This is a genomic window from Micromonospora sp. RP3T (assembly GCF_003027925.1).
Lineage (GTDB): Bacteria > Actinomycetota > Actinomycetes > Mycobacteriales > Micromonosporaceae > Micromonospora.
On record NZ_PYPS01000067.1, the window covers coordinates 1 to 13,367 of the forward strand.

Annotated in this window: 13 protein-coding genes; 8 read left to right on the plus strand and 5 right to left on the minus strand. The window is 73.6% G+C overall.

The window, feature by feature from the left end; translation table 11 throughout:
* Positions 1–653: 653 nt before the first annotated feature.
* Positions 654–899: an SCO4848 family membrane protein gene (locus C8054_RS31040; protein ID WP_107162725.1), complete on the minus strand. Its 246-nt coding sequence runs from the start codon at positions 897–899 to the stop codon at positions 654–656.
* 137 nt (positions 900–1,036) lie between these two features.
* Here C8054_RS31040 and C8054_RS31045 point away from each other — a divergent pair, with 137 nt between their 5' ends.
* Positions 1,037–1,480 carry a PRC-barrel domain-containing protein gene (locus tag C8054_RS31045; protein WP_107162713.1) on the plus strand — a complete coding sequence of 148 codons (444 nt, stop codon included), beginning with the start codon at positions 1,037–1,039 and terminating at the stop codon, positions 1,478–1,480.
* A gap of 324 nt (positions 1,481–1,804) precedes the next feature.
* Entirely contained in the window at positions 1,805–3,523 is a 1,719-nt protein-coding gene (gene argS / locus C8054_RS31050; protein WP_107162714.1) for an arginine--tRNA ligase, read from the plus strand.
* A 10-nt stretch (positions 3,524–3,533) separates the two neighbouring features.
* Here the strand turns inward: argS and C8054_RS31055 are convergent, their stop codons facing one another.
* Entirely contained in the window at positions 3,534–3,899 is a 366-nt protein-coding gene (locus tag C8054_RS31055; RefSeq protein WP_107162715.1) for a VOC family protein, read from the minus strand.
* A 246-nt stretch (positions 3,900–4,145) separates the two neighbouring features.
* Between C8054_RS31055 and C8054_RS31060 the strand changes: the two genes are divergently transcribed.
* A complete protein-coding gene (locus C8054_RS31060) occupies positions 4,146–6,731 on the plus strand; it encodes a carbohydrate binding domain-containing protein (protein ID WP_158273912.1) in 2,586 nt (861 codons plus the stop codon).
* A gap of 124 nt (positions 6,732–6,855) precedes the next feature.
* Positions 6,856–7,404, plus strand: coding sequence for an alpha/beta hydrolase (locus C8054_RS31065; protein WP_107162717.1), 549 nt, complete (start codon positions 6,856–6,858; stop codon positions 7,402–7,404).
* Here C8054_RS31065 and C8054_RS31070 read toward each other — a convergent pair.
* Genes C8054_RS31070 through C8054_RS31080 form a run of 3 tightly spaced genes read right to left on the minus strand, consistent with a single transcriptional unit; the run spans position 7,391 to position 9,852 of the window.
* Positions 7,391–7,672 carry an SCO0607 family lipoprotein gene (locus C8054_RS31070; RefSeq protein WP_199199992.1) on the minus strand — a complete coding sequence of 94 codons (282 nt, stop codon included), beginning with the start codon at positions 7,670–7,672 and terminating at the stop codon, positions 7,391–7,393. The genes C8054_RS31065 and C8054_RS31070 overlap by 14 nt on opposite strands.
* Positions 7,673–7,720: 48 nt before the next feature.
* On the minus strand, positions 7,721–8,863 hold the full coding sequence (locus tag C8054_RS31075; RefSeq protein ID WP_107162719.1) for a glutathione-independent formaldehyde dehydrogenase: 1,143 nt from the start codon (positions 8,861–8,863) through the stop codon (positions 7,721–7,723).
* 29 nt (positions 8,864–8,892) lie between these two features.
* Positions 8,893–9,852, minus strand: a complete 960-nt coding sequence (locus tag C8054_RS31080; protein ID WP_107162720.1) for a TIGR03557 family F420-dependent LLM class oxidoreductase — start codon at positions 9,850–9,852, stop codon at positions 8,893–8,895.
* Positions 9,853–10,038: 186 nt separating this feature from the next.
* Here C8054_RS31080 and C8054_RS31085 point away from each other — a divergent pair, with 186 nt between their 5' ends.
* The 4 genes from C8054_RS31085 (at position 10,039) to C8054_RS31100 (ending at position 13,164) form a co-directional block, all read left to right on the plus strand.
* Positions 10,039–10,458, plus strand: a complete 420-nt coding sequence (locus tag C8054_RS31085) for a molybdopterin-binding protein (RefSeq protein WP_107162721.1) — start codon at positions 10,039–10,041, stop codon at positions 10,456–10,458.
* 20 nt (positions 10,459–10,478) lie between these two features.
* A complete protein-coding gene (modA, locus tag C8054_RS31090; RefSeq protein WP_107162722.1) occupies positions 10,479–11,267 on the plus strand; it encodes a molybdate ABC transporter substrate-binding protein in 789 nt (262 codons plus the stop codon).
* Positions 11,268–11,329: 62 nt separating this feature from the next.
* The gene (locus C8054_RS31095) at positions 11,330–12,103 is read left to right on the plus strand and encodes an ABC transporter permease (protein ID WP_233220257.1); all 774 of its coding nucleotides are present in this window, start codon (positions 11,330–11,332) and stop codon (positions 12,101–12,103) included.
* Complete coding sequence (locus C8054_RS31100; protein WP_107162724.1) at positions 12,100–13,164, plus strand: ABC transporter ATP-binding protein; 1,065 nt, start codon at positions 12,100–12,102, stop codon at positions 13,162–13,164. The genes C8054_RS31095 and C8054_RS31100 overlap by 4 nt, the downstream gene beginning before the upstream one ends.
* Positions 13,165–13,367 lie beyond the last annotated feature (203 nt).

Sequence of the window (13,367 nt, forward strand, 5' to 3'; positions counted from 1 at the left end):
CAAAAGTGTTGCCAAAGGAATCCCGACCAGACAGACCAAAGCCTGACCAGTCCGGGGTATAAAACAATTGGCACTGGCTTATCAAGCACCCTGTTGAGTTCTCAAAGAACAACCACACACCAACCCGGAAACCCCCACCAGGAGGCCCCCGACCCGGGGCATTTCGTTCGCGTCCCCGCCGCTCTCGCGCCGGGCACTTTTACTACGTTACCTCACCGTCTCCGCCGTGTCAAACCGTGTGTCCCGGTCTGTCGTGCTTCGTACGGGTTGGCGCCCGGTGAACCCGCGCAGCGGTGAACCGCTGCGCTTGATCATCGGATTTGGCAGGCCGGCCGCTGCGGTTTCCCGCAAGCTCGCCCGGTTCCCTGCCGGTCGACAACCTTACCCGGTCGGTTCCGCTCCGCCAAATCCGCCCTGCGGCGTTCCGGTGAGCCCCTCCCGGACCGCATCCTCGCGGGGTGGTTGACACCCCGTTCGGACCCGGCGCCTGCGTGGATCGGTGCCTCGGGCTTTCATCCCGTTTGCCCCGTTCGCGCTGGCAGAGAGAAAGTTACGCGTCTCCGGGTTTGATCGTCAAATCGGGGGGTAGCGTTCCGCGTCACATCATCACCGCCGAGCTATCTGCCCAGTTCAGCGCGCTCAGGGTGCCGCCCTCACCGGCGGCGGGTCGCCAACCAGCCGCGTACGCCGAGCACGCCGGCCGTCGTGCCGATCGCCAGTGACGCGGCGATGAGCAGCGCGTGCACCCAGAGGAAGCCGGTCGGCTCGCCCGTCCCGACGGCACCGCCGGACCAGGCCCGCGGGTCGTTCCAGATCGCGACCGCGAACCTCGGCCAGATCACCCAGGTCCACACCCCGACCCCGACCAGGAACAACGACCAACCGCGCGACAGAACCATGGTCGGCCAGTATGCCAGCGGCCGACCGATGAGACCGGCGGTGCGGCCCGCCCGGTGCCGGCGCGGCACCCGGGTTTCACCGGCTGCCGCCAGGGCACTGTTCCCGGTGCCGAGACGACACTGCGGAGGTGCCAGCTATGCAGCCGTTCAGTCCGTGGGCCTGGCGCGATCCGTCCGCGCTCGCCGGGGGCTACGACCAGACCCGACCGGGCGACGTGCCCCGGCAGCGCGTCGAGGGGTCGGACGAGGGCGTCGACGCACCCGGCCCGGGCACCCCGATCGACCTGACCGGCTACCGGGTGGAGGCGATCGACGGGCGCATCGGCACGATCGACAAGGCGAACGAGGAGGCCGACGCCCGCTACCTGGTGGTGGACACCGGTCCCTGGATCTTCGGCAAGAAGGTGCTGCTGCCGGCCGGCACCGTGGACCGGGTCGACCACCTGGACCGGGTCGTGCACGTGGACCGGACCCGGGAGCAGGTCAAGGATTCTCCGGCGTTCGACCCGGACGACTTCGCGCGTGCCGACTACCGCGAGCGGGTCGGCACCTACTACTCCGAGAGCTACCGGCAGGGCTGAGCCTGACCAGTGGGCGGAGCGCCGAGCGCCGCCGCCACACCGACCTGACGACCGGGTACGTCGACGGCCGGTCCGGGTAAGCGATTGCGCCGACCCCGGGCCGGCCGGTTACGCTGCGGGCATGAGCAGTTCGCAGGCGTACCCGACGGCGTCCCCCGACGTCCGGCTCGGCGCGCTGCGACGCCGGCGGTCCCGCGACCGCCTGCGCTGAGCCTTCTCTCCTGCGACCGGCGGATCGAGCCGCCGGTCGACGTCGATCGTCCTCGCTCCGCCGCCTTCCCGTCCGGTGATCCGCGCGGCGGATCGAGCGAGATCGGCGTACCCATGGATCTTGAGAAGTTGTTGACCGACCGGCTGGCGCCGGCGTTCGCGGCGGTGGCCGGCGGGCCGGTGGACCCGGTCGTGCGGCGCTCGCAGCACGCGGACTTCCAGTCCGACGCGGCGCTCGCGCTGGCCCGGCAGCTCGGCCGGCCGCCGCGGGCGATCGCCGAGGAGGTACGGCAGCGCGCGGAGCTGGCCGACCTCTGCGCGTCGGTCGAGGTGTCCGGGCCGGGCTTCCTCAACCTGACGGTGGCCGACCGGGCGCTCGGCGCGTTGGTCTCCGCGCTGGCCGCCGACCCGCGGCTCGGGGTGCCGGTGGCGGCCGGGCCGGAGACCGTGGTGGTCGACTACTCGGGGCCGAACGTGGCCAAGGAGATGCACGTCGGCCACCTGCGTTCGACGGTGATCGGGGACGCGGCGGCCCGGCTGCTGGAGTGGTTGGGGCACCGGGTGCTGCGGGCCAACCACCTCGGCGACTGGGGGACGCCGTTCGGCATGTTGATCGAGCACCTGGTCGATCTGGGCGAGGCCGGGGCGGCGCGGGAGCTGTCGATGGGCGACCTGGACGCGTTCTACAAGGCCGCGCGGGAGAAGTTCGACGCGGACGCGGCGTTCCGGGACCGGTCCCGGCTGCGGGTGGTGGCGTTGCAGGGCGGGGACCCGGCGACGCTGCGGCTGTGGCGGCTGCTGGTGACGCAGTCCGAGAGCTACTTCCTGACCGTGTACGAGCTGCTCGACGTGACGTTGTCCGAAGCCGACTTCCGGGGCGAGAGCAGCTATCACGACCTGCTCGCGCCGACCGTCGACGAGTTGGACCGGCTCGGGTTGCTGCGGCGCAGCGACGGCGCGGACTGCGTGTTCCCGCCCGGTTCGGTGGGGCGGGACGGCGAGCCGCTGCCGCTGATCGTGCGCAAGTCCGACGGCGGGTACGGCTATCCGGCGACCGACCTGGCCGCGCTGCGGCACCGGACCGGCACGCTGGGCGCGACCAGGCTGCTCTACGTGGTCGGGCTGCCGCAGCGGCGGCACTTCGAGATGGTCTTCGCGGCCGCGGCGCAGGCCGGCTGGCTGGCCCCGCCGGCCCGCGCCGAGCACGTCGGGTTCGGATCGATCCTCGGGCCGGACGGGCGGATGCTGCGCAGCCGGGCCGGTGGCTCGGTGAAGCTGGTCGGCCTGCTGAACGAGGCGGTGGAGCGCGCGACCGCGTTGGCTCGGGAGCGCAACCCGGAACTGGGGGACGCGGAGGCGGCCGAGGTGGGGCGCGCGGTCGGCATCGGCGCGATCAAGTACGCCGACCTGGCCGGCGACCGGCGCAAGGACTACGTGCTGGACTGGGAGCGGATGCTGTCGCTGGACGGCAACACCGCGCCCTACCTGCAGTACGCGTACTCCCGGATCCGGTCGATCTTCCGGCGGGCCGGCGCGGCGGCGCGGCCCGGCGCGGACGTCGCGCCGGTCGCGGCGGCGGAGCGGGCGCTCGCGTTCGAGCTGGTCGGTTTTCCGGCGGTGGTCGACGCGGTGGCCGGCAGCCTGGAGTTCCACCAGCTCGCCGGGCACCTGCACCGGGTGGCGGTGGCGTTCAGCGCGTTCTACGAGCGGTGCCCGGTGCTGCGGGCCGACGGGCCGGTGCGGGAGAGCCGGTTGGCGCTGTGCGACCTGACCGCGCGGGTGCTGGGGCAGGGGCTGCATCTGCTCGGCATCCGCACTCCGGAGCGGCTGTGAGCGGGCCGGATCAGCGCGGCAACCAGGACTGCACCTCGACCAGGTTGCCCTCGGGGTCGCGCAGGTAGGCGGAGCGGACGCCCCAGCCGGGACGGTCGGCGGGTTCGGCCACCACCGTCCCGGCGGGCAGCGCGGTGACGGTGGCGTCCACGTCGGGCACCGGTACCACGACCAGCACGCCGCCGTCGCCCCGCCCGACCGGGAGCACCGCCTCGGCGGCCCGCCGGCCGAGCAGCGCGAGCACGGTTTCGCCACCGGCGTCGAAGCCGGCGTACTCGAACTCGTCGACCACCTTCTCCGGCTCGCCGAGCAGGGCGGTGTAGAAGGCGATGGTGGCCGGGAAGTCGTCGGTGACGATGCGGGGGTGCACGCTCATGGTCGGACCCTAACGGGCCGACGTCTCCGGGAAGGTCCGTTAACCGCTTCAGCGCCAGCGCCGCCCGGCGCGCACCGCCGTCAACGGGCTGCTACGTCATCGATAACGTTCGAATAACGCGCTGTTTCGGCCGCTTGACGACTTGCACCTTAACCGGTTCAGTGAGCGATGGCGACGGCCGGGCATCGACGGACGCCGTCGCCACCCGGTCGCCGCCGGCCCGGCGGCACAGCTGCGGAGGTTCCCATGACACTGCGCATCCGCTGGTCCGCCGCCGTGGCGCTGGTCGCCACGCTGGCGACCGTCGCGCTCGCCGCCCCACCGGCGGTCGCCGCACCCGACCCACCGTCGCGCCGCGCCGACCCGGCGTTCGTGGTCCGCGACGGCAGCCGGCTGAGTCTGGCCGGGCGGCCGTTCCGGTTCGCCGGGCCCAACATGTACTGGTTGGGGCTGGACGAGAACGTCGGTGGCACCGACCCGGACGACCCGCCGGCCGTCGACCACCCCACCTACTTCCGGATCCGGGACGGGCTGACCACCGCCAAGCGGATGGGTGCCACCGTGGTCCGCGCCCACACGCTCGGCGTCTCCACCGGCGACCCGCACTCGCTCGAACCCGCGCTGGGCGAGTTCAACCCGGCGGCGTTCGACCGCATCGACTACGCGGTCGCGGAGGCCGGCCGCCTCGGGCTGCGACTGGTCGTCCCGCTCACCGACAACTGGCAGTACTACCACGGCGGCCGGTACGACTTCCTGCGCTGGCTCGGCCTGAGCACTGACGACGACGGCGCGCTGTTCTACACCGACCCGGCCGCGCGCGCCGCGTTCAAGCAGTACGTCCGCACGCTGCTCACCCACGTCAACCGCTACACCGGCAAGGCGTACCCCGACGATCCGACGATCATGGCGTGGGAGCTGGGCAACGAGCTGAACGGGATGACCGCCGACTGGGTCGACGACCTGGCCGGCCACGTCAAGGCGCTCGCCCCGCGGCAGCTCGTCGCGGCCGGCAGCCAGCACGGCACCGACCCCGCCGTGCTCGGCTCGCCGTACGTCGACATCAGCGACTCGCACTACTACCCGCCCACCGCGGCCGGCATCGCGGCCGACGCCGCCGCGGCCACCGCCGCCGGCAAGGTCTACCTCGCCGGCGAGTTCGGCTCCGGCCAGGCCACCGACGAGCTGCTGGACCAGGTGGCGGCGAACCCGGACGTGAGCGGCGCGCTGTTCTGGTCCCTGTTCGGCCATCACGACCACTCCGGCTTCGTGCCGCACGGTGACGGCTTCACCGTGCACTACCCGGGTGACACGCCGGCGATGCGGGCGGCGGTCGCCGCGCTGACCCGCTTCGCCGCGACGATGGCCGGCCGCCCGGCACCGGCCGTCACCGGGGACCGGCCGCTGCTCACCGCCGTCGACGCCGACTACGGCATCACCACGCTGCGCTGGCGGGGCACCGCGGGCGCCGCCGGTTACCTGGTGCAGCGGCGCGGCGCGGGCGGGGCCTGGGCCACCGTCAGCGGCGCCCGGCCGCTGCGCGCCGACGACGCGCCCTGGTTCGACCTGGCCACGCCCGCCGGCCCGGTGTCCTACCGGGTGGTGGCGGTCGACGCCACCGGCGCCGCCGTGGCCGTCTCCCCGCCGGTGCGCACCGACCGGGCCAGCGACCAGGTGGTCGACCCGCTGGAGGACTGGTTCGTCAGCGCCGGCCACAGCGACTCCCTGCGCCGCACGCCGACCACCGGCGGGGTGCTTGTCGCGCCCGCCCGCGGCCGGTCCGGGGAGCTGCGCTACCGGCGCGACGGCCTCACCGCCGCCACGGTCACGGTCGCCTCGACCGGTCGCCCCCGCGCCGTGGTGGAGGTGTCCGCCGACGGTACGACCGGCTGGCGCCCGACCCGGCCCCGGATCGACCGGACCGGCCCCGGCCGGTACGCGCTCACCGTCACCGGGCTGCGCGACGTGCGCGGCATGCGGGTGGTGTGGCGGCCGGACGCCCGCTTCGCCGTCGCCTCGGTCGCGCTGTCCGCCCGGTCGGACTCGGTGACGGACACCGTGCCGGGGGCGTTCGCGCTGACCGCCCCGGCCCCGGACGCGACCGGGGTGAGCCGGTTGGCGGCGCTGGACTGGTCCGCCGCGCCGGGTGCCGCGTACTACTCGCTGACCGTGTCCGAGCACGCCGATCTCAGCACCCCGCTGGTGGCGGTGTCGGGCCTGCGTACGCCCGGTTTCACGCCGACCACGGCCTGGCCCGCCGGCAGCACGCTGCACGTGCGGGTCACCGCCACGAACGGGTACGGCTCGACGGTCACCGACGCCGCCTTCACCACCCGCGCCGACCTGCCCGGCGTGGTGGTCGACGACTTCGACACGTACCCGTCGGACGCCGAGCTGGCCGCCACCTACCCCCGCAACACCGGCGGCGACCCGATCACCGCGACGCTGGCCCCGCCCGGCGAGGGCAGCGGGCACAGCATGCGGCTGAGCTGGACGCCCGGCGCCAGCGGGTACGCCGGCGTCATCCGCACCCTGCCGGCGGCGCAGGACTGGCGCGGCACAACCGGCCTGCGGATGTGGGTCGAGCCGGGCACGGACGGCCAGCAGCTGACCGTCCAGTTCGTCGCGTCCGGCTTCTACTGGGAGAAGACGCTGACCTTCGCCGGCACCGGGGCGCGGGTGGTGGAGGTGCCGTTCACCGACTTCGCCCCGCCGCCGTGGGCCACCCCCAGCCCGCTCGACCTGGGCACGGTCACCCAGGTGTCGCTCTATCCCGGCGGCGCGACCGGCCCGGCCAGTCTGCGGCTCGACTCGCTCGGCGCGTACGCGTCGTGACAGGTGGGCGTCGGGCCGGGGCGTGCGCCCCGGCCCGGCGTCGACGGGGACAACCCGGCACGGGACCACCCGGCGCGTGGACACCGGCTAGCGTGGCTCGGGACCGGACGAGAGGGAGGCGACCATGGCGGATCGGCGTGCGGTGCTCGCCCCGGGCCGGGGCTACGACACGCGGGGGCCGCTCTTCGTCTACCTCGGCGAGGCGTTGCGCCGGCTCGGCTTCGACGTGCACGAGGTGACCTGGCAGCGGCTGGACGAGCTGCGCCTGGACGCGGCGCCCGGCTGGGTGGCCGCGCAACTGGCGCCGGTCCTCGACTCCGGCGTCGACCTGCTGGTCGGCAAGTCGCTGGGCAGTTTCGCCACCCCGCTCGCCGCCGAGCGGGGCATCCCGGCGGTCTGGCTGACCCCGCTGCTGCACGAGCCGGCCGTACGCGAGCCGTTGCGCCGCGCCACGTCGCCGTTCCTGCTGGTCGGCGGCACCGGGGACGCGAGCTGGGACGGCGAGGCGGCCCGCCGGCTCAGCCCGCACGTGGTGGAGGTGGCCGACGCCGACCACTCGCTGATGGTGCCCGGCCCGCTGGCCGGCTCCGCCGAGGCGCTCGGGCGGGTCTGCACCGCCGTGGAGGGGTTCGCCCGCGACATCGGCGGGGTGACCCCGGTCAGCGCTCGATGATCGCGCCCTTCTCGTCGATGCCGTGGGTGCGCCAGTAGACGTCCCACTCGTCGTCGACGTGCTGCGGGACCTTGCCCTCCGGGTAACGCACGTACGGCGCGGTCGGCTCCTGTCCGTCCGGGAAGCAGGCGCTGCCGCCCTGCCCGCCGACCGCGATGGCCGGGTACTCGCCGTCGCCGCAGATGGCCTCCTCGAAGGAGCAGCCGGCGGTGAGCATCAGGCCGCTCAGGGCGACCCCGGCCAGGGCGATCAGAGTTCGCGTTCGCATGGGGAGAATTCTGGTCGCCCCGGCCGTGGCTGCCATCCGTACGCGTACTCAGTCGGTGGGGTGCAGCAGCACCTTCGTCCAGCCCTGCTCGCGCCGGTCGAAGTGCCCGTACGCCTCGGGCGCCTCGGCCAGCGGCAGCTCGTGCGAGACCAGGAACGACGGCCGGGCGCGGCCGGCGATGATCAGGTCGCGGAGCTGCCGGTTGTAGCGCATCACCGGGGCCTGGCCGGTGCCCATCCGCTGGCCCTTGGTGAAGAACGTGCCGTACTGCCAGCCGATCCGGCCCTCCCGCGCCCGCTTGTCCGGACCGTTGGGGTCCTGCGGAACGTAGACGCCGACCACACCGATCCCTCCGGTGGAGCGGACCACGTCGACCAGGTTGTCCAGCACCAGCTCCGGGTGCTCCTCGCCGGACGGGTCGTGGGCCTGGTAGCCGACCGCCTCCACGCCGCAGTCGGCGCCCACCCCGTCGGTGGCGTCCATGATCTGCCGCACCGGGTCGCCCTCGCCGAAGTTGATCGGAATGGCACCGATCTTCTCGGCCATGGCCAGGCGGTCCGTCTCCTTGTCGACCACGAACACCCGGTCCGCGCCCTTGATCAGCGCGCTGTGCGCGGCCATCAGCCCGACCGGGCCGGCGCCGAACACGGCGACCGTGTCACCGGGGGCCTGCCCGGCGAGTTCGGTGCCGTGCCAGCCGGTCGGGAAGATGTCCGACAGCATGGTGAAGTCGTTCTCGTGCTCGGTGCCCGGCGGCAGGCGCAGCAGGTTGACGTCCGCGTACGGCACGCGCAGGAACTGGGCCTGCCCGCCGTCGTACGGGCCCATGTTGGCGTAGCCGTAGGCCGCGCCGTCCATCCCCTCGGTCGGGTTGGTGCGCAGGCAGAAGCTGGTCCAGCCGTGCAGGCAGTTGCGGCAGGTGCCGCAGGCGATGTTGAACGGCACGGAGACGCGGTCACCGACCTTGATCCGGGTGAGCGCGTCGCCGACCGCCTCCACCACGCCCATGTTCTCGTGGCCGAGGATCTTGCCGGCCTCGACCGAGGTGCGTCCCTCGTACATGTGCAGGTCGGAGCCGCAGATGTTGGTGGTGGTGACCCGGATGATCGCGTCGGTGGGGGCCTGGATGGTGGGGTCGGGCCGGTCCTCGACGGCGACGTCACGGGGACCGCGGTACACGAGAGCTTTCACGGTGGGTCTCCAGATCTTTCGGAAGGAGGTCAGCCGAGGGCGCGGAGGCGGTCGGCGAGCGTGTCGCGGTAGAAGTCGAGGAAGCCGTCCGGATCCGGGCCGGCGTTCTGGAGGACAAGATGGTCGAAGCCGGCGTCGACGTACTTCTGCACGGCCGCGACATGGGTGTCCGGGTCGGGTCCGACCGCGAACTGCTGCCGGATGTCGTCGTCGGTGACCGTGCGGGAGGCGGCGTCGAAGTTCACCGGGTTGGGCAGCTCGGCCATCACCTTCCAGCCGGTCACCGCCCACCGGCTGGTCTCCCAGGCGGCGCGCACCGCCTGCTGCTCGTCGGGCGCCCAGGCCATCGGCACCTCGGCGTAACGCGGGCCGCTACCGCCACCGGACCGGTACGCCTCGACCAGCTCGGGCTTCGCCTCGGTGGCGAACAGGCCGTCGCCGAGTTCGGTGGCGATCGCCACCGACGCCGGGCCGCTCACGGCCACCGCGATCACCGGTGGCTGGTCCGGCAGGTCGAACACCCGCGCGTCCTCCAGGTGCAGGTGCTTGCCCTCGTACGACCGGTAGCCGCCCTGCCAGAGCAGCCGGATGATCTCCAGCGCCTCGCGCAGCCGCTCGTGCCGGCCCCGTACGCTCGGAAAGCCCTGCCCGACGACGTGCTCGTTGAGCCGCTCTCCCGCGCCGACGCCGAGCGTGAACCGGCCGTCGGAGACGATGGCCAGCGTGGCCGCCGCCTGCGCGATGATCGCCGGGTGGTAGCGCACGGTCGGGCAGGTCACGCCCGTGGCGAGGCCGATCCGGTCGGTGCGGGCGGCGATCGCGCCGAAGACGGTCCAGGTGAACGACGAGTGCCCCTGCGTGTCGAGCCAGGGGTGGTAGTGGTCGCTCATCTCGACGAAGTCGAACCCGACCTCCTCGGCCCGGACGGCCTGCCGGATGAGCTCCTTCGGCCCGAATCCCTCGCTGGCCAGCTTGTAACCGATCTTCATCGCGTTTCCCGACTATAGGGGACCGACTCCTCCTTCTGACCTTTCCTCACATCCACCCCGGAAACAGTCGGTCCGGAAAAATCTCCCGCCGCCGGCACCTGCGGCCCTTCGGTCGCCATTACCCCCGCAGGTTCCAGCCGTCATGAGTGTTCTATCCAGCACATGCGGTTCGGTAGTCTGTCTGGCGTGACGATGTTCCGGATCGGGGAGGCAGCGGAACTGCTCGGCGTCAGCGCGGACACGGTGCGCCGCTGGGTGGATGCCGGCCGGCTGCCCGCGTCCCGGGACGAGCAGGGCCACCGGGTGATCGACGGCGTGGAACTGGCCGGCTTCGTCCGCGAGCAGGCGGGCGGGCCGGACGGCCGGGCCGAGGAGTCCTCGGCGCGCAACCGCCTGCGGGGGATCGTCACCGCGGTCACCAAGGACACGGTGATGGCCCAGGTGGACATCCAGGCCGGGCCGTTCCGGATCGTCTCGCTGATGAGCCGGGAGGCGGTCGAGGAACTGGGCCTGCGGGTCGGGTCGGTCGCGGTCGCGGTGATCAAGTCGACCACGGTGGTGGTGGAGCGGTCCACCCCGGCGCACCGGGCGCGAGCGGGCGCGTGAGCTTTCGGGAGGAGAGGCTGATGGGGCCACGGATGGTCCGCGCCACGCTCGCCGGGTTGACGGCGCTGACGCTGGCCGGCTGCGGGGGCGGCACCGGCTCCTCACCGGGCGGCTCGACCTCCGGTTCCGGCGTGACCGGAACGGTGACGGTGTTCGCGGCGGCGTCGCTGACCGAGTCGTTCACCCGGATCGGCGAGGACTTCGAGGCGGCCAACCCGGGCGTGACGGTGCGGTTCAACTTCGCCGGCAGTTCCGCGCTGGCCAACCAGATCAACCAGGGCGCGCCCGCGGACGTGTTCGCCTCCGCCGCGCCGAAGAACATGCAGGCGGTCACCGACGCCGGCAACGGCGACGGCTCCCCGGCCACGTTCGCGCGTAACCAACTGGTCATCGCGGTGCCCAGGGGCAACCCGAAGCGCATCGCCGCACTGGCCGACCTCACCCGGCCCGGGCTCAAGGTGGCGCTCTGCGCCGAGCAGGTGCCCTGCGGCGCGGCGGCGGCCCGGGTCCTGAGCGCCGCGCGGGTGCCACTCCGGCCGGTGACGCTGGAGCAGGACGTCAAGGGCGCCCTGTCGAAGGTGAAGCTCGGCGAGGTCGACGCCGCGCTGGTCTACCGGACCGACACCAGGGCCGCCGCCGACGACGTGGACGGCGTGGAGTTCCCCGAATCCGCCGGCGCGGTCAACGACTACCCCGTCGTGGTGCTGAAGAACGCGCCCAACCGGGCCGGCGCGCGGGCCTTCGTCGCCTACGTGCGATCCGACCGGGGCACGGCGGTCCTGACCGGCGCCGGCTTCCAGGCGCCGTGACCTCGGCCGAGGCACCCACCGCGGCCCGGGGTGGGCCGCCGCGCCGCCGTCGGGCGCAACGGGTGCCGGCGGCCCTGCTGGTGCCCGCCCTGGCGGGCCTGCTGTTCCTGGTGCTGCCGCTGGCCGGGCTGGTGGTCCGCGCGCCGTGGGCCAGCCTGCCGCAGCGGCTCACCGAGCCCGGCGCGCTGACCGCGCTCCGACTCTCGGTGCAGACCGCCACCGTCGCCACGCTGGTGTGCCTGCTGCTCGGCGTACCGCTGGCCTGGCTGCTGGCGCGGGCCCGCTTTCCCGGCCGCCGGTTGGTCCGCGCGCTGGTCACGGTCCCGCTGGTGCTGCCGCCGGTGGTCGGCGGGGTGGCGCTGTTGCTGGTGTTCGGGCGTCGGGGCCTGCTCGGCGGGTGGCTGGACGCCACGTTCGGTTTCACGCTGCCGTTCACCACCACCGGCGTGGTGGTCGCCGAGGCGTTCGTCGCGATGCCGTTCCTGGTGATCGCCGTCGAGGGTGCGCTGCGCGGGGCGGACACCCGCTACGAGGAGGCCGCCGCCACGCTCGGTGCCGGACGCTGGACCACGTTCACGCACGTCACGCTGCCGCTCGTGGCGCCGGGCGTGGCGGCCGGAGCGGTGCTGTGCTGGGCGCGGGCGCTTGGCGAGTTCGGTGCCACGATCACGTTCGCCGGCAACTACCCGGGCGTCACCCAGACCATGCCGCTAGCGGTCTACCAGACCATCGAGGGCGGGGACCTGGACGGTGCGGTCGTGCTCAGCCTGGTGCTGCTGACCGTGTCGGTGGCGATCCTCGCCGGCCTGCGGGACAAGTGGATCACCAGCGCATGAGCCCCGTCCCCGTCGTGGACGCGCACCTGGTCGTCGACCGGGGCGCCTTCCGCCTGGACCTGCCGCTGCGCATCGACGCCGGCGAGGTGGTCGCCCTGCTCGGCCCGAACGGCGCCGGCAAGACCACCGCCCTGCGCGCCCTCGCCGGCCTGCAACCGCTGAGCGCCGGTCACCTCGCCCTCGCCGGGCAGCCCGTCGACCGGCCCGACCGGGACCTCTGGACACCGCCCGAGCGGCGCCCGATCGGCGTGGTCTTCCAGGACCACCTTCTCTTCCCACACCTGAGCGCGCTGGACAACGTGGCTTTCGGGCCGCGACGCCACGGCGCGGACCGGCGCACCGCGCGGCGCCGGGCCGCCGACTGGCTCGACCGGGTCGGGCTGGGTGACCGGGCGCGCAGCAGGCCACGCCAGCTCTCCGGCGGGCAGGCCCAACGGGTCGCGCTCGCCCGCGCGCTGGCCGTCGACCCGGTGCTGCTGCTGCTCGACGAGCCGCTCGCCGCGCTCGACGCCCGGACCCGGCTCGACACCCGCGCCGAACTGCTCCGGCACCTCGGCGACCATCCCGGCGCCACGCTGCTGGTCACCCACGACCCGCTCGACGCGCTCGTCCTGGCCGACCGGCTGGTCATCGTCGAGGACGGTCGGGTCGTGCAGGACGGCGACGCCGCCGACATCACCGCGCGGCCCCGCACCGACTACGTCGCCCGGCTCGTCGGCCTCAACCTCTACCGCGGCACCGCCGACGGCCGGCGCGTCCGGGTCGGCGACGGGCTCACCCTCACCGTCGCCGACCCGCTGCACGGCGACGCGTTCGTCGCGTTCCCGCCGTCGGCAGTCGCCCTGCACCCGAGCCGGCCCGACGGCAGCCCGCGCAACGCCTGGGCCGCGGTCATCGCCGGGCTGCAACGCCACGGCGACAACCTCCGCGTGCAACTGGACGGTCCGATCACGGTGGCCGCCGACGTCACGCCGTCCGCCGCCGCCCACCTCGACCTGGTGCCCGGCCGGTCCGTGTGGGCCGCCGTCAAGGCCGCCGAGACCCGCGCCTACCCCGCCTGAGGTACGCCGAGGGCCGGCCTCCCGCGTGGGGAGACCGGCCCGTGACGAGCCGCCGGAAACCGGTCAGCGTTGCAGGGTCAGCAGACCCGGCCGGTACGGCAGCAGGCCGTAGTCGCCGCCGGAGTTGGTGGCCCGACCCTGGTAGAGCAGTTGGAGGTTGCAGGGGTCGACGGTGAACGTCTGGTCGGCGGTGGTGCGGATCA